This is a genomic window from Stenotrophomonas indicatrix, assembly GCF_002750975.1.
In the GTDB taxonomy this organism is placed as follows: Bacteria; Pseudomonadota; Gammaproteobacteria; order Xanthomonadales; family Xanthomonadaceae; genus Stenotrophomonas; species Stenotrophomonas indicatrix.
This window is the reverse complement of record NZ_PEJS01000001.1, coordinates 3,683,590-3,706,559: the sequence shown is the minus strand read 5'-3', so window position 1 is coordinate 3,706,559 and position 22,970 is coordinate 3,683,590. Positions and strand designations below refer to the sequence as shown.

The 22,970-nt window shown below is 67.1% G+C and carries 15 protein-coding genes; 6 read left to right on the top strand and 9 right to left on the bottom strand.

The genetic code is table 11. The features are described 5' to 3' along the window. Positions 1-47: 47 nt before the first annotated feature. The 5 genes from CR918_RS17060 to CR918_RS17035 all read right to left on the bottom strand — a co-directional run bounded on the left by CR918_RS17060 (position 48) and on the right by CR918_RS17035 (position 8,405). Positions 48-2,573 (bottom strand): PepSY domain-containing protein, encoded by a 2,526-nt coding sequence (locus CR918_RS17060; RefSeq protein WP_099843877.1) that lies wholly within the window; start codon positions 2,571-2,573, stop codon positions 48-50. 690 nt (positions 2,574-3,263) lie between these two features. Then, positions 3,264-3,824 (bottom strand): TlpA family protein disulfide reductase, encoded by a 561-nt coding sequence (locus tag CR918_RS17050; RefSeq protein ID WP_099843875.1) that lies wholly within the window; start codon positions 3,822-3,824, stop codon positions 3,264-3,266. After that, positions 3,821-6,211 (bottom strand): protein-disulfide reductase DsbD domain-containing protein, encoded by a 2,391-nt coding sequence (locus tag CR918_RS17045; RefSeq protein WP_099843873.1) that lies wholly within the window; start codon positions 6,209-6,211, stop codon positions 3,821-3,823. Before CR918_RS17045 ends, CR918_RS17050 begins: the two co-directional genes overlap by 4 nt. After that, positions 6,208-6,546 (bottom strand): divalent-cation tolerance protein CutA, encoded by a 339-nt coding sequence (gene cutA, locus CR918_RS17040; protein WP_025878647.1) that lies wholly within the window; start codon positions 6,544-6,546, stop codon positions 6,208-6,210. The genes CR918_RS17045 and cutA overlap by 4 nt, the downstream gene beginning before the upstream one ends. Positions 6,547-6,614: 68 nt before the next feature. Next, positions 6,615-8,405 carry an endonuclease gene (locus CR918_RS17035; RefSeq protein WP_099843871.1) on the bottom strand — a complete coding sequence of 597 codons (1,791 nt, stop codon included), beginning with the start codon at positions 8,403-8,405 and terminating at the stop codon, positions 6,615-6,617. Positions 8,406-8,757: 352 nt separating this feature from the next. On the opposite strand from CR918_RS17035, the gene CR918_RS17030 reads away from it, so the two are divergent. Beyond that, positions 8,758-9,045: a co-chaperone GroES gene (locus CR918_RS17030; protein WP_025878649.1), complete on the top strand. Its 288-nt coding sequence runs from the start codon at positions 8,758-8,760 to the stop codon at positions 9,043-9,045. Between the two features lie 82 nt (positions 9,046-9,127). Next, a complete protein-coding gene (gene groL, locus CR918_RS17025; RefSeq protein ID WP_025878650.1) occupies positions 9,128-10,777 on the top strand; it encodes a chaperonin GroEL in 1,650 nt (549 codons plus the stop codon). A gap of 203 nt (positions 10,778-10,980) precedes the next feature. Here the strand turns inward: groL and CR918_RS17020 are convergent, their stop codons facing one another. Then, positions 10,981-12,144, bottom strand: coding sequence for a serine hydrolase domain-containing protein (locus CR918_RS17020; protein WP_099843869.1), 1,164 nt, complete (start codon positions 12,142-12,144; stop codon positions 10,981-10,983). A gap of 178 nt (positions 12,145-12,322) precedes the next feature. Here CR918_RS17020 and CR918_RS17015 point away from each other — a divergent pair, with 178 nt between their 5' ends. The 4 genes from CR918_RS17015 to CR918_RS17000 all read left to right on the top strand — a co-directional run bounded on the left by CR918_RS17015 (position 12,323) and on the right by CR918_RS17000 (position 15,333). Further along, a complete protein-coding gene (locus tag CR918_RS17015) occupies positions 12,323-12,823 on the top strand; it encodes a MarR family winged helix-turn-helix transcriptional regulator (protein WP_099843867.1) in 501 nt (166 codons plus the stop codon). Continuing rightward, complete coding sequence (locus tag CR918_RS17010) at positions 12,820-13,557, top strand: DNA alkylation repair protein (RefSeq protein WP_099843865.1); 738 nt, start codon at positions 12,820-12,822, stop codon at positions 13,555-13,557. Before CR918_RS17015 ends, CR918_RS17010 begins: the two co-directional genes overlap by 4 nt. A gap of 188 nt (positions 13,558-13,745) precedes the next feature. Then, positions 13,746-14,006, top strand: a complete 261-nt coding sequence (locus CR918_RS17005) for a hypothetical protein (protein ID WP_025878654.1) — start codon at positions 13,746-13,748, stop codon at positions 14,004-14,006. Positions 14,007-14,259: 253 nt separating this feature from the next. Further along, positions 14,260-15,333, top strand: a complete 1,074-nt coding sequence (locus CR918_RS17000) for a 3-deoxy-7-phosphoheptulonate synthase (RefSeq protein WP_025878655.1) — start codon at positions 14,260-14,262, stop codon at positions 15,331-15,333. Positions 15,334-15,543: 210 nt separating this feature from the next. Here the strand turns inward: CR918_RS17000 and CR918_RS16995 are convergent, their stop codons facing one another. Genes CR918_RS16995 through CR918_RS16985 form a run of 3 tightly spaced genes read right to left on the bottom strand, consistent with a single transcriptional unit; the run spans position 15,544 to position 22,894 of the window. Next, positions 15,544-18,603: an efflux RND transporter permease subunit gene (locus CR918_RS16995; protein WP_099843863.1), complete on the bottom strand. Its 3,060-nt coding sequence runs from the start codon at positions 18,601-18,603 to the stop codon at positions 15,544-15,546. After that, entirely contained in the window at positions 18,600-21,731 is a 3,132-nt protein-coding gene (locus CR918_RS16990; RefSeq protein ID WP_099843861.1) for a multidrug efflux RND transporter permease subunit, read from the bottom strand. Before CR918_RS16990 ends, CR918_RS16995 begins: the two co-directional genes overlap by 4 nt. Further along, positions 21,728-22,894 (bottom strand): MdtA/MuxA family multidrug efflux RND transporter periplasmic adaptor subunit, encoded by a 1,167-nt coding sequence (locus tag CR918_RS16985; protein WP_099843859.1) that lies wholly within the window; start codon positions 22,892-22,894, stop codon positions 21,728-21,730. The genes CR918_RS16990 and CR918_RS16985 overlap by 4 nt, the downstream gene beginning before the upstream one ends. Positions 22,895-22,970: the final 76 nt, after the last annotated feature.

Sequence of the window (22,970 nt, the reverse complement as noted above, 5' to 3'; positions counted from 1 at the left end):
GTTGAATCCCATGACGGGTAGCGCCGGGCCATGCCCGGCGAACGGATTCAATACACGTCGCGCCGGTAGCGCCCGTTCTCCAGCAGCAGTTCCACCCTTTCATCGCCCAGTGCCTCGCGCAGCACCTGGTCCACGCCTTCGGCCATGCCGTGCAGCGATCCACACACATGGATCACTGCACCTCGTGCCAACCACGCCTGCAGTTCATCTGTCGCAGCGCGCAATCGATGCTGTACGTAGCTGCCATCGTCCACATCACGCGAATAGGCCTGATCCAAGCGCAGCAGATGCCCGTCAGCCTGCCACTGGATGATCTCGTCGGCGAACAGGAAATCGTGCGCGCGCTGACGCTCGCCGAACAGCAGCCAGTGACCGTGCTCGCCCTGGTGCGCGGCTTCGCGCAGCAGGCTGCGCAGGCCGGCGATGCCCGTGCCGTTGCCGATCAGCAGCATCGGGGCGCCCGGCTGCCGATGGAAGCCCGGGTTGCGATGCACGCGGGCCGCTATCGCACCGTCCAGCGGCGCATGCAGGGCCAGCCAGCCCGAGCCCAGTCCTGCGCGGCCTGCTGCGTCGTGGACCAACCGCACCACCAGCTCCACTTCGCCATCGGCGGCGCATGAGGCGATCGAGTACTCACGCCCAGGCAGTGACGGCAGGCCCGACAACCACAGGCCTGCATCCTGCACCTGCAACGCACGGCCGGGTTCGGGCAGCACGCGTTCGCTGGCCAGTTCCAGCAGGGTCTTCGCAGCGCCATCGATCAGCTGTGGCTGCTGGGGATCCAGGCCATGCGCGCGCAGTACCGCGCTGGCATGCATCGCGTCGTGGCGGGGCGCGATGTGCAGGATGTCGCCGGCCTGCCAATCGACATCGGCCGGCGGTGCCAGGCGGATCTTCCAGATCTGGCCGCCGACGCTGCCAGCGTTGAGCAGGGTGCGGCCGAGCAGGCGCCAGCCGTGCATCACTGTGGCGGCCGGCAACACGCTGTCGTCGGTGCCGATGCCAGTCAGTGCGGTCAGCTGCAGCTGCCACTGGCGCAGCGCCCCCACCGAAGCAGCATCGACGTCGATGCGGGCGAACAAGGGTTGCGCGCCCGAGCGCGTCAACCAGTCGTCGATCTGCACGCCGAACCCGCAAAACTGCGCGTACTGGTGATCACCCAGCGCGAGCATGCCGTAACGCAGCCCGGAAAGGTCCGGAAGCTGTGCCAGCAACTGGCGCGCGCTGCGCCGTGCGTTGTCCGGTGGTTCGCCATCACCGAAGGTGCTGAGCACGAACAGTGCTTGCGTGGAGGCCTGCAGCTGCGTGGCAGCTACGCGCGCAAGCGGCAGTACCTGCACTCCGTGGCCGGCGGCCTGCAGCTGTGCCGCCGCACGCCAGGCCAACTGCTCGGCCAGGCCGCTCTGGCTGGCATGGACCACCAGCCACGGCGTGCCCGCGGCATGGGGTGTTGCTGCCGGCACGGTCTGCCGCAGCGCGCGGGCGGCACGCTGGCTGCGGCGGCGGTCCAGGTACAACAGCCAGCCGGTAACGAAGAACAAGCACATGCCCAGGCTGCTGAGCATCACCACGATGCGCCCGGGCATGCCGAAGAAGCTGCCCGAGTGCAGGGCGAACATGCTGGTGGTGAGCTGGCCGCCGGCACCCTGGCGCGCATAGGGGCGCGCGTCGAGGACCACGCCGGTGGCCGGGTCGAGCTGCAGCAGGTCATGCGCGCGGTCGTGATGGCCGCCCCGTTGTGCGGGATCTGCCGACATCACCCGAACGTTGAGCGCTTGACCGGGCTTCTCCGGCAGGCGCAGGTCGATGAAGCCCTGGCGCACGCCGGGCAGTGCATACAGCGTGGCCTCGACCTTGTGCAGATCCAGAGGCAGATCCGTGGCGACCTTGTGCTTGGCGGGGGGCGCGACACCCAGCAGCTGGGTCAGCCCGTTGCGATACCAGTCGAACGACCACCACAACCCGGTCAGTGCGCTCATCAGGTAGATCAGCAGCACCCAGGTGCCGATCACCGAATGCAGGCTCCACAGGAAGCCTCGGCCCTTGCGCGCCCATTCCACCGCCAGCCAGCTGCGCCAGTGCCACCAGCGGCGTGGCCAGCGCAGGTACAGCCCGGACAGGGTGAAGAACAACAGCGCGATCGCACAGCTGCCGGTGATCCACGAGCCGCGTTCACCGGCGACCATGTGGCGGTGCAGGTCCTCGACGAAATCGAAGAAGGCCTGTCCACGCAGCGCGCTGAAGCGCTCGCCGCTGTAGGGATCGAAATAGACCCAGTGGTCCTTGCCGCCGGCAAAGCGTGCCACCGATGGCCGCTGGCCGCTGGCATCCACCCGCAGGCGCTGCAGCGGCCGCTCGCTGCCTGCCTGCAGCAACGGCACCAGCTCGCTCAGGGCGAGCGGCTGCTGGTTGTCGGCATGGTGCTCGGCGATCTCGGCGAAGCCGGGATTGGCCGCGCGCAGCAGTTCATCCTCGAACGACAGGACTGCACCGCTCAGGCCCATCACGGCCAGGATGGCACCCGCGCTGATGCCCAGCAGCCAGTGCAGTTGGAAGAGGACGTTCTTGAACATCGGGATCGAGGGCCGTCGAGGCTGCCGCCCGCATCCTGCGCAACAGCAAATGAGAATTAATCTCGTAATTCTCCGGGGCGCGGGCCGCTGCGGTCAAGGAGGGTTTGCCGGCAGGGCTGCGCCCTGCACCCGCCGTAGTGCCGGCCGCTGGCCGGCAACCTCAACAGCAACCTCAACAGCAACAGCAACAGCCGAAGCTGGTTTCCTGAGGGTAGGCGGGGTGGGTCCGGTTGCGGGGGACGCCGTAAACCCATCCATGGGGGCTTGGCCGCGGCATCCATGCCGCGGACACCCCCGCAACCGGACCCACCCCGCCTTCGACAGTTTTCCGCGATCTGTCGGGAAGGCATGGCCTGCTCTTGGTGGGTGTCGACCTTGGTCGACAGGTAGATGTAGATCCACGCCACGCGTGGATGCTTTTCGATCAATTGTCGAAATACTCGAATTCGATGGAGTCATCCACGCATGGCGTGGACCTACCAGATCGCGGGAAACTGTCAGAGGTGGGGCGGTGTCGGAGTGCGGGGTGTCCGCGGCATGGATGCCGCGGCCAAGCCTACAAGGACGTACTTGCGGCGTCCCCGCAGTCCGACACCGCCCCGCCATCCCACGGAAGCCCGCTGTAGCTGTAGCGGTTGCTGTTGCTGTTGCTTGAAAGCATCTGCAGGTGCAGGGCGCAGCCCTGCCGACCTACTTCGCCCAGCCTTCGATTTCGCCGTGCGCGAACGGTCCGAGCTTGGCCTTCACCATCCGTCCCTGTGCGTCGAACAACACGCTGTAGGGCAGCAGACCCCGCGCGTTGCCCAACTGCACGCTGGCATCGCGTGGGCCGGGGGTATCGAGCACGATGGGATAGTCCACCGGCACTCGCTGCAGGAAATCACGCACGCCGTCCGGCGTATCCAGTGCCAGGCCCAACACCTGCACGCCGTGTGCGCCCTGGCCCTCGGCAAAGCGGGCCAGTTCGGGCATCTCTTCCACGCAGGGGCCGCACCAGCTGGCCCACACATTGACCAGCAATGGCCGGCCCTTGAAGCGTTCGCGGATATCCAGCGCGTGACCTTCAGCATCGGCAAGCACCAGCGCCGGCAGCGGATCACCGGGCCGCAGCATCGGCAGCGCCGGCGGCGATACCGCAACAGGCGCTGCAGTTTCCGTCGCCGGCTCCGGCGCCAGCCGGTTGCCGGCCCATAGGCCAAGACCGGCAGCCAGCACTGCTGTCCACAGCAGCGCTGGCCGTTGCCACTTCATCGCGCGGTGCGCAGTAGTGCTTCTTCCACCAGCGCCTGCGTCAGCAGGGTCGGCAGCACCGTCGGCGGGGCGCCGGGGCCGTACACCACGTACAGCGGCACGCCCACGGCCTTGTGCTCATCCAGGAACGCGGTGATCTGCGGGTCCACATTGGTGTAGTCGCCGCGCATGTACACCGCGTTGGTGCGCTTGAGCAGTTCCTTGAACTCCGGGCGCGACAGCACCGCGCGCTCGTTGGCCTTGCAGCTCACGCACCAGTCGGCGGTCATGTTGACGAACACCACGCGGTTGTCGGCGCGCAGGCGGTCCAGCATCTGCGGCGAATAATCCACCACGTTCTCGCTGCTCGCCTGCGCGGCACGTGACGGCGGTGCCAGCTGGGTCACACCCCACACCGGCACCAGCGCGGCGATCACCAGCAGCACGCCCAGCAGCCCGGCCGCGCGCTGGCTGCGCCAGCGGCTGCGCTCGAACAGCCACAGGCCGCCGGTGAGCAGCAGCAGGCCACCCAGCGCCAGCGCCATGCCATCCACGCCGCGCTGCTTGCCGAGCACCCAAAGCAGCCACAACGCGGCGGCATACATCGGGAAGGCCAGCACGTGCTTGAGGGTTTCCATCCACTGGCCCGGCTTGGGCAGGCGACGGGCCAGCGCCGGCACGAAGCCGATCAGCAGGAACGGCAGGGCCAGGCCCAGACCGAGGAACAGGAACACCAGCATCGCCGCTACCGGCGGTGCAACGAAGGCATAGGCCACCGCCGGGCCGAAGAACGGCCCCACGCAGGCACTGCCGACCACGCAGGCCAGCACGCCGGTGAAGAAATCGCCGGCCGGGCCACTGCGTCGCGCCAGCGACTGGCCGAAGTTGCCGATGCCGCCGCCCATGGTGAACACGCCGGACAGGCTCAGGCCCACCGCGAACATGATGTAGGCCAACGCCGCGACCACGCCGGGATGCTGCAGCTGGAAACCGATGCCGACCGCATTGCCGAGCATGCGCAGGCCGACCATCAGCGCGCCGATCACCGCGAAGGCGACCAGCACGCCCAGCGTGTACCACATGGCATGGCTGCGGGCGCGCTCGGCGCTTTCACCGCTCTGCGCCAGGCTCAGCACTTTCAGCGACAGGATCGGCAGCACGCAGGGCATCAGATTCAGCACCAGGCCACCGCCCAGTGCCAGCAGCAGTACCCACAGCAGCGAGCTGTCGGTTTTCGGTACGCGGCTCGGAGCCTTGGTACGCAGCGCATTGTCCTGCTGCGCGTCGGCGGCGAAGGCATCGCGCGAGCCGTTGCTGGCGTCGGCACCACCCGTGGCGGCCGGTGCGTCGTTGGGCACGGTCGGAAGCAGGCGCAGCGGTGTGCCGTTGGCGCCCTCGCGGGTGCCGGCAGTGGCCGAAGCCGGCAGCGAACGAATCACTTCGTCGCGTGCGGCAGGTGCATCACTGGTGGCGTTGGCCTTGCCGGCGGGGATCGACAACTTCACCCGGCGGGTCATCGGCGGGTAGCAGATGCCATCGGTCTGGCAACCCTGGAAGGTCACCACCAGCGTGCTGTCGACCGCCTCGGCGCGGCTGCGGCGCAGCGGCACCGGCACTTCCACCTGGTTGAAATAGACCGCCACATCACCGAAGTGCTCGTCGCGGTGCGACTGCGCCGCCGGCCAGCGCGGCTTGTCGGCCAGTACCCCGGCGCTGCCTTCCAGCTTCAGCGAGGTGCGGTCGCGATACAGGTAATAGCCCGGTGCCGGGCTGAAGCGCAGCAGCAGGGTGTTGCCATCGCTGGCGATGGCATCGAAGCCGAATGCCTGATCCGACGGCAGCGGCAGTGCCTGGCTGTTGCTGGTGCCCGGCAGTCGCAGGCCACCGCCACTGCCGGCGCCGGCCAGCGGGTTGTTGAATGCACTGGCGCCGGTGGCGCGTGCGGTCGGCAGCGTGGCCGCCGCACCGCCTGCACCGGGCAGGGTCACCTGCACCACGCGCTTCTGCGGCGGGTAGCACACACCAGCATCGGCGCAGCCCTGGTAACGCACTTCCAGGCTGATGGTGCCGGCGGCATCGGTGGGCGCGCCGGGCAGGGTGGCCTGCAGGCGCTCGCGGTAGGTCTCCACCTCACCGAAGAAATCGTCGTGGTGCTTCTTGCCTGCGGGCATCTGCAGCGCAGCGGCGTTGAACGCCGGATCGGCCTTCACCGTGGTGCGGTGGCGATACAGGTAGTAGCCCGGGGCGATCTTGAACTGCAGTTGGATCTGGCCACGCTCGGGCGCGCTGGCGGTCAGCGCGAACGCCTGGTCCACCGGCAGCAGATCCTTCTCATCCAGCGCGAAGGCCGGCAATGAAAGCCACAACAGAGCGCACAAGGCGGCGCCACGCGCAAACAGAGTCTTCAATCAGTGTCCTCCCGGGTCTGTGCCCGGATCCAGTCCAGATACGCCGGCAGGCCGGCCCGGGTTTCGACCGCGATGCACTCCGGGAGTTCATACGGATGCAGTTCGACGATCCGGGCGATGGCTTCATCGACACGGCTTGCGGTGGTCTTCACCAGCAGCTGCAGCTCGGCGTCGGTGGTGACCTCACCCTGCCAGCGGTAGGTCGACTGAGCGCCGTCCAGGCGGGTCACGCAGGCAGCCAGATGCTCGGCGACCAGCGCATGCGCGATGCGCTCGGCACTGGCCCGGTCCGGGCAGGTGGTCAACAGCAGCAGGACGGGATCGACGGTCGACATGACCGTCGAGTATAGGGCCGTCGCCGGGGCAGGTCCCGGCGACGGCAGTGGACCGCAGCGTTGCGCGGTCAGTTGGCCAGCTGGCAGGTGGCCGGCTTGGCCGAGGTGAACAGGCCCGGGGTGGCCCACTCGGGGTGGTCGATGAAGGGGTTGCGGTTGCCCTGGAACGAGTAGATCACGTCATTACGCGCCTGCTCGGCGGCATCTGGCGGATCGGACAGGTGCCAGTCGATCAGGGTCGACAGCAGGCCCATGTAGGCCGGCGAGCTGCTGGTCTTGACGATCTTGCTGCGGTCGTCGGTCAGTTCCAGGTCCGGTTCGGACTGGCCGGTGGCCGCATCCTTGCCACCTTCATAGCGGATGGCCATGTACATCACCGCGCGTGCCATGTCGCCCTTGCGATGGCCCCACACCTCGAAGGTACCGGCATTGCCATCCGGTGTACGTACCCAGTTCGAATTGCCCGGGTAACCACCGCTGCCACCGCCGTGGCCGTTGTTGGCTTCGGTGGCACGCTCGCCGCAGTTGGCATCGCACTTGCCGAACGGCTTGTTGCCGCGGTCGGCATTCCACTGTGCGTCGGTCAGGTACAGCATGTGGGTATCGGTGTAGGGCGCGTACGGCAGGCCCTTGTCACCGGTGGTGCTGGCAAAGCCCAGCGAGTTCGGCCAGGTGTGCTCGCGGTTGTACTTCAGTCCACCGCCACTGCCTGCACGGTCGGTCACCTTGGCGAAGCTGTGGTTGCGGTAGGCATCAAGGATCCGGCCACTGTTGTTCGGATCTTCGTCGGCGATTTCCAGGATGGTCCAGGTGCTGGTGCCCGAGCCACTGTACGGATACGCGGTGTGGCCCTTGATGGTGGCGTGCAGCGAGCAGCGCAGCTGGCTGGGGCTGCTGGTGTTGACCTTCGAGTAGTAACCGGCCGGTCCGCCGGGATTGCCCGGGTCCGGATTGCCGGTGGTGGTGGCCACGGTGAAGGCGATGCGGCTGTCGGTCGCGGGGCGGGCACCCTGCGCATCGGTGATGCGTGCGGCACGGATGTCGAAGCGGCAGGCTTCACCGGCGACCAGCGCGGTGTTGGTCGACAGCTTCACGCTCTTGCCGCTGGCCGGCCAGGTCAGCGGCACGCTGCCCGAAGTGCCGCAGGTCAGTGCGAAGGCGCCGCTGGCGAGGTTGACCGTTTCGCTGAATACCACTTCCAGGTCGGCGGCGGCAGGGAAGGTGCTGCTGCCCTGTGCCGGCGTGGTGGTGGACACCGACGGCGGCGTGTTCGGGCCCGGGGTGCCACCGCCACTGAAGGTCTGGTTGTTGTTGCAGCTGCCGAAGGTCTGCCTGGCCGATTCGGCCCAGGTGAAGTGCGCGTACTGGCTGCCGCTGCCGGTCAGCTGCAGCGAGGTGCCCGCCGCGGTGCTGTTGGTTTCGGCAACCGGAATGTTCTGGCTGGTCATGCCGGCGGCGGGGCCACCGGAAGCGGTGATCGCGCCCTCGTAGCTGAGGAACTGGACCACCTTGCCGCTGGCGTCGACCAGGGCGATGCCGTCGTTGGCACCGTTCTGCAGGCCGTTGCTGAGGTAGGTGACCACCGCCAGGGTGGCGCTGCCGCAGCTGGCCGCGGTTCCGGCCGGCACCGCGTTGTTGGCGTAGACCGTGGCGGCCGACGGGTTGCTGCCGTTGTAGAGGTACAGGCGGTAGCCGGACAGGTCCTCGCCGGCAGTGGCGACCACTTCGATGGCTTCGCCGACGTCACCGGCAGCGGTGCTGTCGTCGTAGTGCAGTTCGTTGATGAAGACCTCGGCCTGGGCCGGCGCGGCAGCCAGGGCCAGCAGGCAGGCGGCGGCGAGCGGGGACAGCAATCGCATCGACTACTCCTTGTGATTGGGAATGCCGGGCCACCCTAAAGCCGATCCGGTGACACTTTGTCGTAAATGAACGCCAGATATCTGACAGTGCGACGGCGGTCACCAAATGGTGGCCAATTCCCCCTTGGCTTGCCGCGACGCATCCCTATAAAGGCGTCCGCGCAGGGAAGGAGTGCCGCCGGGCCGCCGGGAAAAATTTCGGGGGCGGGCCTTGAAAGGCCTCCGGAGGTCTCCATCTCTGTCGTGCTCCCGACCTGTCGGGCTTTTTCACGCGCGTTGCTGGCAGTCGCCTGGTGCGAGTGCTAACATCGCCGGACTTTTTCAGACCAATCAATAACTTAAGAGGTCCCACATGAGCATCAAGCCGCTGCACGACCGCGTTGTGGTCAAGCCGATCGAAGCCGACGAAGTTTCCGCCGGTGGCATCCTGATCCCGGACTCCGCCAAGGAAAAGTCCACCAAGGGTGAAGTCGTGGCCGTGGGCCCGGGCAAGCCGCTGGACAACGGCAACGTGCGCGCTCCGTCGCTGAAGGTCGGTGACAAGGTTATCTACGGCCAGTACGCCGGCAGCTCGTACAAGAGCGAAGGCGTCGAGTACAAGGTCCTGCGCGAAGACGACGTGCTCGCCGTCATCGGCTGAGCGTCGGCGCGACCTGCTTCATCCCCTGATTCCAACACCCAGCCGCCGGGCATGGCCCGGCGCTACCAATGAGGTAAACGCAATGGCTGCCAAGGATATTCGTTTCGGTGAAGACGCCCGTTCGCGCATGGTGCGCGGCGTCAACGTTCTCGCCAATGCCGTCAAGGCCACCCTGGGCCCGAAGGGCCGCAACGTCGTGCTCGAGAAGAGCTTCGGCGCCCCGACCATCACCAAGGACGGCGTGTCCGTCGCCAAGGAAATCGAACTGGCTGACAAGTTCGAGAACATGGGCGCGCAGATGGTGAAGGAAGTCGCCTCGCGTACCAACGACGACGCCGGCGACGGCACCACCACCGCCACCGTGCTGGCCCAGGCCCTGATCCGCGAAGGCGCCAAGGCCGTTGCTGCCGGCATGAACCCGATGGACCTCAAGCGCGGTATCGACAAGGCCGTCGTGGCTGCCGTCGCCGAGCTGAAGAACATCTCCAAGCCGACCGCTGACGACAAGGCCATTGCCCAGGTCGGCACGATCTCGGCCAACTCGGACGAGTCGATCGGCCAGATCATCGCCAACGCGATGAAGGAAGTCGGCAAGGAAGGCGTGATCACCGTTGAAGAAGGCTCGGGCCTGGACAACGAGCTGGACGTGGTCAAGGGCATGCAGTTCGACCGCGGCTACCTGTCCCCGTACTTCATCAACAACCAGCAGTCGCAGACCGCTGACCTGGATGACCCGTACATCCTGCTGCACGACAAGAAGATCTCCAACGTCCGTGACCTGCTGCCGGTGCTGGAAGGCGTCGCCAAGGCTGGCAAGCCGCTGCTGATCGTTGCCGAGGAAGTCGAAGGCGAAGCGCTGGCGACCCTGGTGGTCAACACCATCCGCGGCATCGTCAAGGTCGTGGCCGTCAAGGCGCCGGGCTTCGGCGACCGTCGCAAGGCGATGCTGGAAGACATGGCCGTGCTGACCGGCGGCACCGTGATCTCCGAGGAAGTCGGCCTGTCGCTGGAAAAGGCCACCATCAAGGACCTGGGCCGCGCCAAGAAGGTGCAGGTCTCCAAGGAAAACACCACCATCATCGATGGCGTGGGTGACAAGGCTGCGGTCGATTCGCGCGTTGCGCAGATCAAGACCCAGATCGAAGACACCTCCTCGGACTACGACCGCGAGAAGCTGCAGGAGCGCGTGGCCAAGCTGGCCGGTGGCGTTGCAGTGATCAAGGTCGGCGCGTCGACCGAAATCGAAATGAAGGAAAAGAAGGATCGCGTCGACGACGCCCTGCACGCGACCCGTGCAGCCGTTGAAGAAGGCGTGGTCCCGGGCGGCGGCGTTGCCCTGGTCCGTGCGGTCTCCGCACTGGCTGGCCTGAAGGGTGCCAACGAAGACCAGAACCACGGCATCCAGATCGCCCTGCGCGCGATGGAAGCCCCGCTGCGCGAAATCGTTGCCAATGCCGGCGAAGAGCCGTCGGTCATCGTCAACAAGGTCAAGGAAGGCACCGGCAGCTTCGGCTACAACGCCGCTACCGGCGAGTTCGGCGACATGCTGCAGTTCGGCATCCTGGACCCGACCAAGGTGACCCGCTCGGCGCTGCAGAACGCAGCCTCGATCGCTGGCCTGATGATCACCACCGAAGCCATGGTTGCCGACGCTCCGAAGAAGGACGAGCCGGCCATGGGTGGCGCTGGTGGCATGGGCGGCATGGGTGGCATGGGCGGCATGGACTTCTAAGTCCCGCTGCACCGGTAGCTGCCGATCCAGGTCGGCACGCTTCCCTGCTGCAATGAAAAACCCCGCCGCAAGGCGGGGTTTTTTTGTGGGTGGCGTGTTGCCGCCAATGGGCACACGCCAATGGCTCCATACCCATGTGTCCATGCCAATGAATCCATGCCCATGGGTCCACGCCAGTAGATCCACGCCATGCGTGGATGGCGTCAGCGCACGAACACCTTCTCCGCGCCGTACTCCCAGTCCCACGGCACTCCGGTATCGCCCAGCACGAACGCCACCAGTGCCGGAAACGCCGCCTCGGCGCGGACATCGTTGCCCAGCATCACCACGCAGCGCTGGCCCTGCTCGATGCACACCAGGGTGTTGCCCACCGCGTCATCGTGGCCGCCCTTGTAGAAGCCGGGCCCCTGCGGCCCGCGGAAGGTGACCACGCCCAGGCCGGCTGCCAGGTCCCTGCGCCGCTCCGCTACCGGCAGTTCCGCCTGCAGGGTCGGAAACTGGCTGGCCGTGGTGATCGGCAGCTGCGGACGTACCAGCTCCTGCCGCATCGCCGCTGAAAGGCCTTCGCCGCGCACATAGCCCGCTGCGAAGTTGGCCATGTCGGCGATGGTGGTATCCATCGAGCCGGCGGCCCGCACCCGGCTGCGCTCGTCATGCGGCTCGGGCGTGCCATCGGCGGTCCAGCCGTCGGCCAGGTTGGTGGCGAAATCCTCGCGCCACATCATGCTGGTGCGGGGCATGCCGAAGCGGTCGAACACGCGGCGCTGCATCAGCGCGCCGATGTCCTGGCCAAGGCGCCCCCGTTCGAGCACGAACTGCAGCAGGATCAAGCCTTCGCCGGAATAGCCGTAGCGGCTGCCCGGATCGAAATGGAATTGCAGCCTGCCATCCGGTTCCAGAAACGCGAAGTTGGCAAAGCCGCTGCCATGATTGAGCAGCAGGCGCGGGGTGAGCCGGCGCCAGCGTTCGTCGCCGGCCAATACGCTGTAATCGGCGTAGTGCTTCGTATCGACGGGGTAGTCCGGCAATGGCTTGTCCAGATACGTGGCAATGCCGGCGTCCAGCGCGATCACCTGGTCCTGTGCCAGCTGCGCGACCAGGTGGCCAAAGGCCATCTTGGTCAGCGAAGCGGCGTACATCACGGTGTCGGTACGCAGCGGTTCGCCGGCGGCGTTGCGCTCGCCATAGGCGGCCACGTGCACCACCTTGCCAGCGTCGATCACCGCCAGCGCCATGCCACGTGCGTGTGCGGCCTGCATCAGCCGTTGCGCCTGGGCATCAATGCGGGCTGGCGATGGCAGCGGTGGTGGCGCAGCGACTACGGCCATCGGCAACAGCGTCAGCAACAACAGGACGACACGGCACATGCGTGGAACTCCTGGCGGGACGTGGCGCGATGCTACCGCAGCTTTGGCTGCCGGCGCCTGTCGACCCCATCCAGGCCCCGGGGCGGCGCCGCGTCATGCCCTGCGGCAGCCCGGTCCGGACTTGCGCCCTGCGGGATCGACAATATAATAAGGCGCCTAATCATCACGGATATGATGGATGCTTGAAGCAAAACACACGGCTCTCATCCAGGAGGCTGGCCGTCGCGGCGATCCCCACCTGGCCCAGCTGCGCCTGTGCTTCCAGCTGCTTTCGCTGTCCAACGCGATCGACCGTGACTGCGCTTCACGCCTGGCGCCGCACGGCCTCAGCGAAAGCCGCTTCGTGGTGCTGTTCCTGCTGCACGGCGCTGGCGGCACCTTGCCTCCGCACGCGTTGGCCGAGCGCGCTGGCGTCACCCGCGCCACCATCAGCGGGTTGCTCGATGGCCTGCAGCGTGACGGCCTGCTGCAGCGGCGCAACGATGCCGAGGATGGCCGCCGGCTGCAGATCGTGCTGACCGCGCGCGGCAAGCGCCTGGCCGCCGATCTGTTCGACCAGCACACACAATGGATCGGCGGACTGTTCAACGGTCTTGATTCCAGCGAACAGGTGCAGTTGTCGCTGCTGTTGGAAAAAGTCTGGCGACACACCGACGCAGGCCAGGAAACAGGCACATGAGCGGCACCATTGGCACGGCACGCCTGCAGGCACTCAATGCGGGCAGCGTATCCAGCACGCATCTGGCCGAGTGCCTGGCTGTGGACTTCGCTGCGTTGCTGCAGGCGGTGGCACCGACCTTGCCACCGGCCTCGATACAGCGCATGCAGGCCGCCGCAGGCAGGGGAATCACCCAGCGCATGGCATTGGCCGCAGCGGTGCTGCGCGAGGCAGGGCAGGGTGACGTGCACTGCTGGCAGGCGCATCCCTCGGACACCGTGCGCGGATGGGCCTGCTATCTGATCGGTGCCGACGCGCAGGCGACATTGGCCGGCAAGCTGCAGGCGATGCGTCCACTGGCAGATGATCCGCACTTCGGTGTGCGCGAATGGGCATGGTTGGCCTTGCGCAGCGATATCGTCGCCGAGCCGCTGGAAGCGCTTGCCCTGCTGCAACCCTGGACGCTGCAGCGCTCGCCGCATCAGCGCCGCTTCGCCTGTGAGGCGCTTCGCCCCCGCGGTGTATGGGCCACGCACATTGCGCTGTTCAAGCAGCAACCCGAGCACGCGTTGCCCCTGCTGGAGGCCCTCGCTGACGATCCCGAGCGCTATGTGCAGGACTCGGTCGGCAACTGGCTGAACGACGCAGGCAAGAGCCAGCCCGGATGGGTGCGCGATGTATGCGCACGGTGGCAGTCAACGCACGACAGCGCAGCCAATACATACATCCGCAAGCGCGCGCTGCGCTCGCTGTAGCGCCGTACCGTTCACCCGCGTTTCCCGGTAGTGCCGGCCGCTGGCCGGCAACCCCATGACCTTCAAGGGAGACCCCATGCGCCCCCGCCCCATCGGACTGCATTCCGGCACCCTCGTGGCACATGCGCGTGTCATCCATTCCGGGTAAAGATGGCGCTCGGCCGCATCCACCCGCAGGGAAGTCGAGCATGCAGAGCAAGATCCAGGTGACGTTGTACGGAGCGCTGGGCAGCAGTCCAGCGCTGCAGGTGCCCGGCCTGGAAGGGCCGGTGGTGGCCATCCAGGAAGCCACCCTGCGGCAGCTGGTGTCCGATCTGTATACGGCCAGGTCCATGCTCAACCCCGAACAGCTTGATGAGGCCAGGCAGGAACTGGACCGCGTGGTGGAGCGTTGGGTCGACATCCACGAGACGCTGCTGCTGGATGTGGAAGTGCATGGCGGCCGATAGTCCGCTGAACCGCGCCCGCAGTTGCGGATGAAACAGTTGGCACCCGCCAAAACCCTGTGCTATCAATAGATCCCATGAACGCAGCCCACGCCAGCTTTTATTGGTATTACTTTCCGAAGCCCCCGGCGGAGGAAGGATTGCGCTCACCCTGAAGAAAGCTTCAGACGCATTCCCGAAAGCCGCCAGCGAACCTGGCGGCTTTTTTCATGTCGCCACGCTGCGGACCCCCAACGTTCCGTAGAGACCCCTCACCATGCCCCCGCACACCGACGACCTGCGTATCCGCACCATCGAACCGCTGACACCGCCTGCCCAGCTGCTGGCGATGCTGCCCTGTGATGACGAAGCCTCCGACACCGTCAGCGCTTCGCGCGCCGCCCTGCACCAGATCCTGCATGGCCGCGACGACCGCCTGGCGGTGGTGGTCGGGCCGTGCTCAATCCACGATCCGAAAGCCGCCATCGAGTACGCACAGCGCCTGAAGCCGCTGCGCGATGCGCTGGCCGGCGAGCTGGAAATCGTCATGCGCGTGTACTTCGAAAAGCCGCGCACCACGGTGGGCTGGAAGGGCCTGATCAACGATCCGGACCTGGACGGCAGCTTCAAGATCGACAAGGGCCTGCGCATCGCCCGTGGCCTGCTGCGCGACATCAACAAGCTGGGCCTGCCGGCCGGCGTCGAGTTCCTCGACGTGATCTCGCCGCAGTACATCGCCGACCTGGTGGCATGGGGCGCGATCGGCGCACGCACCACCGAAAGCCAGGTGCATCGTGAACTTGCGTCGGGGCTGTCGTGCCCGGTCGGCTTCAAGAACGGCACCGACGGCAACGTCAAGATCGCCGCCGATGCCGTGGGCGCGGCCTCCAATCCGCATCACTTCCTGTCGGTCACCAAGCAGGGCGGCACCGCCATCGTCTCCACCACCGGCAACCCGGACTGCCATGTGATCCTGCGTGGTGGCAAGCAGCCGAACTACGATGCGGCCAGCGTGGCCGATGCCTGCCAGGCGCTGGCCAAGGCCAAGCTGCCGACGCGCCTGATGATCGATGCCAGCCACGCCAACAGCCTGAAGAACCACGAAAACCAGCCGAAGGTGATCGAAGACATCGCCATCCAGCTGGAAGATGGCGAGCAGCGCATCGTCGGCGTGATGGTCGAAAGCCATCTGGTCGGCGGTCGCCAGGAACTGGTGGAAGGCCAGCCGCTGGTCTACGGCCAGAGCATCACCGATGGCTGCATTGATTGGGACACCACCGTGCAGGTGCTGGAGCGGCTTGCCGCTGCCGTGCGCGCCCGCCGTGAGGTAAAGGTGTCCGAAGCCGCTTGAGTGCGGCACGTGTGTGGATGGCGGCCAGCGCCTGCGGGGGTGCGGCCGCGATCAGGGCCGGTCGGAGTTGGAGACCGGCCCGTCTGCACCGGCGATGCGCCTGGCGCTGCGTATGTGCGACAGCGCCAGGTACATCGCCGGGGTGGTGTGAAACCCGCTCCGGCGATGGCCGCAGTAGACCCACGCCATGCGTGGATGAAGCCACCTCGCTCACCGCCCCGCCCGTACTCGCGCCAACGCCAGATACATCGCCGGCGTGGTGTACAGCGTCAACCACTGGCTGACCAGCAACCCGCCGACGATCGCGATGCCCAGCGGCTGCCGCAGCTCCCAACCTTCACCGTTGGCCAGCATCAGCGGCAACGTACCCAGCAGTGCCGCCAGCGAGGTCATCAGGATCGGCCGCAGGCGCAATCGTGCCGCTTCCATCACTGCATCCTGCGCACTCAGCCCGCGGCGTTCGCCGGCCAGGGCGAAGTCGACCAGCAGGATCGTGTTCTTCATCACCACCCCCACCAGCAGGAACAGGCCGAGCAGGGCGATCAGGTTCAGTTCGTTGCCGAACAGCCACAGCGCCAGCAACGCCCCGATGCCGGCCGACGGCAGCGTGGACAGGATCACCAAGGGCTGCAGGAAACTCTCGTAGAGGATGCCCAGCACCAGGTACACCGCCAGCGTCGCACCCAGTACCAGCCACAACTGGCGCGAACGCAGCTGCTCCAGGCCACCGGCCTCGCCGGAAAGCTTGGCCTGCACCGAGCGCGGCAGCATCAGTTTGGCCATCGCCGCATCAATGGCCCGGGTGGCCTGTTCCAGGCCCACGCCCGGCGCCAGCGCGAACTCGATCCAGATCGAGGCGAACTGCTCGCTGTGATACACGCGGTCCGGCGCCATGCCATAGCGCCAGCTGGCGATGCTCGATAGTGGAATGCGCTGGCCGCTGCCATCGATCACCTGCAGCCGTGCCAGCGTGCCCGGGTCCTGGGTGTGCTTCGGGTCCAGCTCCATCACCACCCGGTACTGGTTGAGGCTGTCGTACAACGTGGCGACCTGGCGCTGGCTGAAGGCGTTGTTGAGCATGTTGGCCACAATGCGCAGGTCCACGCCGTGGCGCGCCGCTGCCTCGCGGTCGATGTCCAGCATCACCTGGCGCATGCCGGCCTCGCCCTGCGCTTCCACGTCCACCAGTTCCGGCAGGCCACGCAGCGCAGCAGCGACCTTCGGTGCCCATTGGCGCAAGGGTGCGGTGTCCGCTGACAGCAGCTGGAATTCGTATTTGCCGCTGCTGCCGGCGCCTTCCAAGCGGATGTCCTGGTCCACCCACAGGTACAGATTACCGCCGGGCAGCTTGGGCAGGCGCGCGCGCAGGCGATCGATCACCTGCTGGCTGGAGACACCGCGCTCGGCCAGCGGCTTCATCTTGATCATGATGAAGGCGTTGTTGACCCCGTTGCTGCCACCGATATACCCGATGATGTCCTCGATGGCCGGGTCGGACAGCAGCAGTCTGCGGTAGGCATCGATCTTCGGCTGCATCGCCTTGAAGGACAGGCCGTCATCGCCACGCGCGAAGCCGCGCAGCTGTGCGGTGTCCTGCTGCGGAACGATGCCCTTGGGTACCTGCTGGAACAGCCAGGCATTGAGTGCGATCACTGCCACGAAGGCCAGCAAGGGCCAGCGCAGGTGACGCAGGCTGGCCTGCAGGGTGCGCAGATAGGTGCCGCGCACGTGCTCGAACAGCGCATTGCTGCCGCGCTGCCAGCGTGAGGGTTGTTGCGCGTTATCGACGAACAGGCGCGCACACAGCATCGGCACCAGGCTGAGTGCCACCAGCACCGATACCGTCATCGCCGCTACCAGGGTCAGCGAGAATTCGCGGAACAGGCGCTCGACGAAATCGTCCAGGAACAGGATCGAGACGAACACCACCGCCAGCGCCAGGTTCATCGATAGCAACGTAGCGCCCACTTCCGATGCACCACGCACCGCCGCCTGCCAGCGGTCGGCGCCCAGCTCGCGATGGCGCGCGATGTTCTCCAGCACCACGATGGCGTCGTCCACCACCAGTACCGCCGCCACGATCAGGGCCATCAGCGAGAGCGTATTGAGCGAGAAGCCCATCAGCGCGATCAACGCCAGCGTGCCGAACAGCACCACCGGAATCGCCACGCTTGGCACCAGTGCTGCGCGCCATTGGCCGAGGAAGCCGAGCACCACCAGTACCACCAGCGCGATCGCCAGCAGCAGGGTCACTTCTGCTTCGTGCAGGGTGGCGCGGATCACCGGCGAGCGGTCCATCACCAGGCGCATGTCCACCGTGCTGGGCAGCAGGGCGTGCAGCTGCGGCAACTGCGCCTGGATGGCATCGACGGTGGCGATGATGTTGGCGCCGGGCTGGCGGCTGACGATCAGCAGCACGGCGGGGCGTTCGTTGTGGAAGCCACTGGCATAGCGGTCCTCCACGCCATCGGCGACGGCAGCGACATCGCCCAGCCGCAGCAGGCGGTCATCGCTGGCCTTCAGCGCCAGCTGGCGATACTGCGCGGCCTGGCGCAGCTGCAGCGGCGCTTCCAGTTGCCAGTGCTGCTGCGCGCCTGCGACCGCACCCAGTGGGCGCACTGCATTGGCGCGGCTGATCGCCTGTGCCACGTCTTCCAGTGCCAGGCCTGCGTGATTGAGGGCATTGGGGTCCAGCGACACGCGAACCGCCGGCAGCGCGCTGCCGCCCACCTGCACTTCGCCCACGCCCGGCACCTGCGACAGCTTCTGCGCCAGCACAGTCGAACCCAGGTCGTACAGCTGGCCCGGCGAGAGCGTATCGGAGGTCAGCGCCAGCGCCAGGATCGGCGCCTGCGACGGATTGACCTTGCGGTACTGCGGCATGCCCGGCATGCCGCTGGGCAGCTGGCCGCGGGCGAGGTTGATCGCGGCCTGCACTTCGCGCGCGGCCTCGTCGATGTCGCGGCCGAGCACGAACTTCAGTTCGATCTCGGTCTGCCCCTGGGTGCTGGCCGAATCGATGCGCGAGATGCCGGGCAGGCTGCCCAGCGCACGCTCCAGCGGCGTGGCGACGGTGGCCGCCATCGATTCGGGCGAGGCGCCGGGCAGGCTGGCACTGACTTCAATGGCGGGATAGTCGACCTGGGGCAGCGGTGCCACCGGCAGCAGGCGCAGCGCCAGCAGGCCGGCCAGTACCAGCGCCACCGCCAGCAGGAGGGTCGCCACCGGACGCTGCACGCAGGCCTGTGCCAGGCGTGCCACAGGGGTCATGCGCCGGCCTCGCCAGCGGTTGCCGGTGCTGTCGCGCGGCGACGCTGCAGACGGTCGAAGGCCAGGTAGATCACCGGCGTGGTGAACAGGGTCAATACCTGGCTGACCATCAGGCCACCCACCATCACCCAGCCCAGCGGCTGCCGCAGCTCGGCGCCCGAGCCACTGGCCAGCATCAGCGGTACCGCGCCGAACAGCGCGGCCAGGGTGGTCATCAGGATCGGCCGGAAGCGCAGCAGCGCCGCCTGGTGGATCGCCTCACGCGGGCTCATGCCACGCGTGCGCTGCGCGTCCAGCGCGAAGTCGATCATCATGATCGCGTTCTTCTTCACCAGGCCGATCAGCAGCACGATGCCGATCACTGCGATCAGGTCCAGGCCGCGTCCGCTCACCCACAACGCGGCCAGGGCGCCCACGGTCGCCGAGGGCAGGGTGGAGAGAATGGTGATGGGGTGGATGAAGCTCTCGTAGAGCACGCCCAGCACGATGTACATCACCACCACGGCGGCAAGGATCAGCCACAGCGTGCTCGACAGCGAGCTGCTGAAGGCCGCCGCCGCGCCCTGCAGGCGCAGCTCGATGCTCTGCGGCAATGCCACCTGTGCCTGCGCGGCATGCACGGCATCCACCGCTTCGCCCAGCGATGCGCCGGGCGCAAGGTTGAACGACAGCGTGGCCGCCGGGAACTGACCGACATGGTTGCGCAGCAGCGCCGTTGGCCCCTGCTCGACGCGCGCCACCGCGCCCAGCGGCACGGTCTGGCCGTTGCTGCTGCGCACGCGCAGGCCGCTGATCGCCTCCGGCCCCGGTTGCCGCGCCGGATCGGCCTCCAGCACCACCCGGTACTGGCTGGCCTGGGTGAAGATGGTCGAGATCTGCCGTTGCCCGTAGGCGTCGTACAGTGCGTCGGCCACCGCTTCCACACTCACGCCAAGGCGTGTGGCGGCATCGCGGTCGATGCTCACCCTGGCCTGCCGGCCCTGCATCTGCAGGTCACTGGCCACATCACGCAGCGCCGGCGATTGGCGAAGCGCTTGCAACAGTTTCGGCGTCCAGGTTTCCAGCGTCTGCAGGTCCGGCGTGGTCAGGGTGAACTGGTACTGGTTGCGGCTGATGCGGTCTTCGATGCCCAGCTCCTGCACCGGTTGCAGGTACAGGGTGATACCGGGAATCCTCGCCACGCGCTGCTGCAGCCGCGCCATCACCACGTCGGCGCCCTCGCGCTCGCCGTGTGGCTTCAGTTCGATCAGCAGGCGGCCGGTGTTGAGGGCGGCATTGTTGCCGTCCACGCCGATGTAGGAAGACAGGCTGGCCACGGCTGGGTCCTGTTCAATGGCCGTGGCCAAGGCAAGCTGGCGCTCGCGCATGGCCTGGAACGAGATCGCCTGCGGGGCTTCGCTGATGCCCTGGACCAGGCCGGCATCCTGCACCGGGAAGAAGCCCTTCGGTACGGCGAAATACAGCGCCACCGTCAGCGCAAGCGTGGCCACGGTTGCCAACAGCATCAGTGGCTGGCGCTGCAGTACCCAGCGCAGCTGGCGGTCGTAGAGGGCGATGATGCGATCGAACACGTCGCGCTTCGGGGTCGGAGCCCTGACCGGATCCGACCCGGCCAGGGTCAGATCCCCGTGGGGCGCTGACTCCTTGGCATGTGGTTTCAGGAACCGCGCACACAGCATCGGCGTCAAGGTCAGCGACACCAGCAGCGAAATGCCGATGGCCACCGCCAGCGTCACTGCGAACTCATGGAACAGCGCGCCCACCAGGTCGGCCATGAACAGCAGTGGGATCAGCACGGCGATCAACGAGACCGTCAGCGACACCAGGGTGAAGCCAATCTCGCTGGCACCTTTCAGCGCTGCCTCGCGCGGGCTTTCACCGTCTTCCAAGTGGCGGGCGATGTTCTCCAGCATCACGATCGCATCGTCCACCACGAAGCCGGTGGCGATGGTCAACGCCATCAGCGTGAGGTTGTTGAGCGAATAGCCGGCCAGCAGCATCACCGCGAACGTACCGATCAGCGACAGCGGCACCGCCACGCTGGGAATCAGCGTAGCCGGCAGGTTGCGCAGGAATACCCAGGTGACCAGCACCACCAGCGCGATGGCCAGCACCAGTTCCTTCTGTACGCCGCGCACGGACGCGCGGATCGACTCGGTGCGGTCGCTGAGCACGGTCATCTGCACGCCGGCCGGCAGCGTGGCCTGCAGCTGCGGCAGCAACGCACGCACCTGTCCGACCACGGCGATGACGTTCGCGCCGGGTTGGCGCTGGATGTTCACCAGCACCGCCGGGGTGGTGCCGCTCCATGCCGCCAGCTGGCGGTTCTCGGCGCCGTCGGTGATGGTGGCCACATCGCCCAGCCGCAGCGGTGCGCCCTCACGCCAGGCCAGCACCAGTGCGCGGTATTCGGCAACGCTGCGCATCTGGTCGTTGGCATCGAGCATCACCGCGCGGATCGGGCCATCGAAGCTGCCCTTGGGCAGGTTGACGTTGGCTGCGGCAATCGCTGTGCGGATGTGGTCCATGCCCAGGTTGTTGGCGGCCAGTGCGGCCGGATTGACCTGGATGCGCACGGCGGGACGCTGGCCACCGGCCAAGCTGACCAGGCCCACACCCGGCAACTGCGCCAAGCGCTGGGCGATGCGGGTATCGACCAGGTCATGCACCTGGGGCAGCGACAGGCCCTGCGAGGTCACCGCCAGGGTCAGGATCGGCGTGTCGGCCGGATTGACCTTGCGGTACACCGGCGGCACCGGCAGGTCGCCGGGCAGGAAGCTGCCGGCGGCGTTGATCGCCGCCTGCACGTCCTGTTCGGCCACGCCCAGCGACACCTCCAGGCCGAACTGCAGGGTGATCACCGACGCTCCCCCGGAACTGGTGGACGACAGCTGCTTCAGGCCGGGGATCTGCCCGAGCTGGCGCTCCAGCGGCGCGGTGATGGTGCGCGTGGTCAGCTCGGGGCTGGCGCCGGGGTACAGCGTGGTGATCTGGATGATCGGATAGTCGACCTGCGGCAGCGCCGCCACCGGCAGTAGGCGATAGGCCAGCACGCCGGACAGCAGCAGCGCCACCATCAGCAGGGTGGTGGCGACCGGGCGCAGGATGAAGGCGCGCGAGAGGTTCATGCGCCGGCCCTGGTCGATGCCTCCTCGGTGATGATCTCCACCGCGGTGCCGTCTTCCAGCCCGTCGATGCCTTCGATCACCACCTTGTCACCAGCCACCAGACCGGAACGCACCGCCACGCGTCCGTCGTCGGCCGGACCGAGCACCACCGAGCGACGTTGTGCCTTGTTGTCCTTGTCGACGATGTGCACGTAGTTGCCCTGGCTGCCGAACTGCACGGCGGCATCGGGAATCAGCAGCGCGGGATGCTCACCCAGCTGCAGGCGCACATTGACGAACTGGTTGGGGAACAGCGCCTGGTCGGCGTTGTCGAACTGCGCGCGCAGCTTCAGCGTGCCGGTGGCGGTATCGATGCGGTTGTCGACGCTGGACAGGGTGCCACTGGCGAGCTGCCGTCGTTCTTCGCGGTCCCAGCTTTCCACCGCCAGCGCCGGCTGCGCCTGCACCGCATCGAGCAGGGCGGGAAGCTCCGGCTCGGGCACGGTGAACAGCACGCTGATCGGCGCCGTCTGCGCCAGCGTGGCCAGGCCTTCGGTATCGCTGGCGTGCACCAGGTTGCCTACGTCCAGCCGGCGCAGGCCGACACGGCCGCTGACCGGGGCGATGATGCGCGTGTACTGCAACTGCAGGCGTGCTTCGTCCACCGATGCCTGGTCGCTGAGGCGGCGCCCCTGCAGCTGCCGCACCTTGCTCTGCTGGTCGCTCAGTTCCTGTGCCGACACGTAGTTCTGTCGCTGCAGTTCGCGGTAGCGCTGCAGCTGGCGCTCGGCATTCTCCAGCTCGGCCAGGTTCTGCTGCTGCGTACCCTGCGCGTGCGCGAGCTTCACTTGGTAGGGGCGGGGATCGATCTGTGCGAGCAGGTCGCCGGCGTTGACCTGCTGACCTTCCTGGAAATGCAGGCGCATCAGTTCGCCGTCCACGCGGCTGCGCACCACCACGCTGTGCAGCGGAGTGACCGTACCGACCGCCTTCATCCGCAGCACCAGCGGCTCGGCGCTGGCAAGGGCGATGCGTACAGGCACCGTCTTGCCGCTGCCGGCTTCGCCACTGCCCGCCTCGGCCCGCGGCCACAGCCACCACGCCAGGCCAGCGACAAGGGCAAGACCGGCAACGACCAGCAACAGGCGGGCACGACGTGAGCGGGAATTTTCGGCGACAGACATGGGCATCCTGCGCCCTGCGCGCACGCAGGGTCATGCGGGCCCGTCGGCACCACGAAGGGCCACGGGCAGCGGGGGA

Bases quoted from the DNA above. Each gene is read 5' to 3' on its own strand.
- CR918_RS17060 (WP_099843877.1), bottom strand. From the start codon at position 2,573: ATGTTCAAGAACGTCCTCTTCCAACTGCACTGGCTGCTGGGCATCAGC.
- CR918_RS17050 (WP_099843875.1), bottom strand. From the start codon at position 3,824: ATGAAGTGGCAACGGCCAGCGCTGCTGTGGACAGCAGTGCTGGCTGCC.
- cutA (WP_025878647.1), bottom strand. From the start codon at position 6,546: ATGTCGACCGTCGATCCCGTCCTGCTGCTGTTGACCACCTGCCCGGAC.
- CR918_RS17035 (WP_099843871.1), bottom strand. From the start codon at position 8,405: ATGCGATTGCTGTCCCCGCTCGCCGCCGCCTGCCTGCTGGCCCTGGCT.
- CR918_RS17030 (WP_025878649.1), top strand. From the start codon at position 8,758: ATGAGCATCAAGCCGCTGCACGACCGCGTTGTGGTCAAGCCGATCGAA.
- groL (WP_025878650.1), top strand. From the start codon at position 9,128: ATGGCTGCCAAGGATATTCGTTTCGGTGAAGACGCCCGTTCGCGCATG.
- CR918_RS17020 (WP_099843869.1), bottom strand. From the start codon at position 12,144: ATGTGCCGTGTCGTCCTGTTGTTGCTGACGCTGTTGCCGATGGCCGTA.
- CR918_RS17015 (WP_099843867.1), top strand. From the start codon at position 12,323: ATGCTTGAAGCAAAACACACGGCTCTCATCCAGGAGGCTGGCCGTCGC.
- CR918_RS17010 (WP_099843865.1), top strand. From the start codon at position 12,820: ATGAGCGGCACCATTGGCACGGCACGCCTGCAGGCACTCAATGCGGGC.
- CR918_RS17005 (WP_025878654.1), top strand. From the start codon at position 13,746: ATGCAGAGCAAGATCCAGGTGACGTTGTACGGAGCGCTGGGCAGCAGT.
- CR918_RS17000 (WP_025878655.1), top strand. From the start codon at position 14,260: ATGCCCCCGCACACCGACGACCTGCGTATCCGCACCATCGAACCGCTG.
- CR918_RS16995 (WP_099843863.1), bottom strand. From the start codon at position 18,603: ATGACCCCTGTGGCACGCCTGGCACAGGCCTGCGTGCAGCGTCCGGTG.
- CR918_RS16990 (WP_099843861.1), bottom strand. From the start codon at position 21,731: ATGAACCTCTCGCGCGCCTTCATCCTGCGCCCGGTCGCCACCACCCTG.
- CR918_RS16985 (WP_099843859.1), bottom strand. From the start codon at position 22,894: ATGTCTGTCGCCGAAAATTCCCGCTCACGTCGTGCCCGCCTGTTGCTG.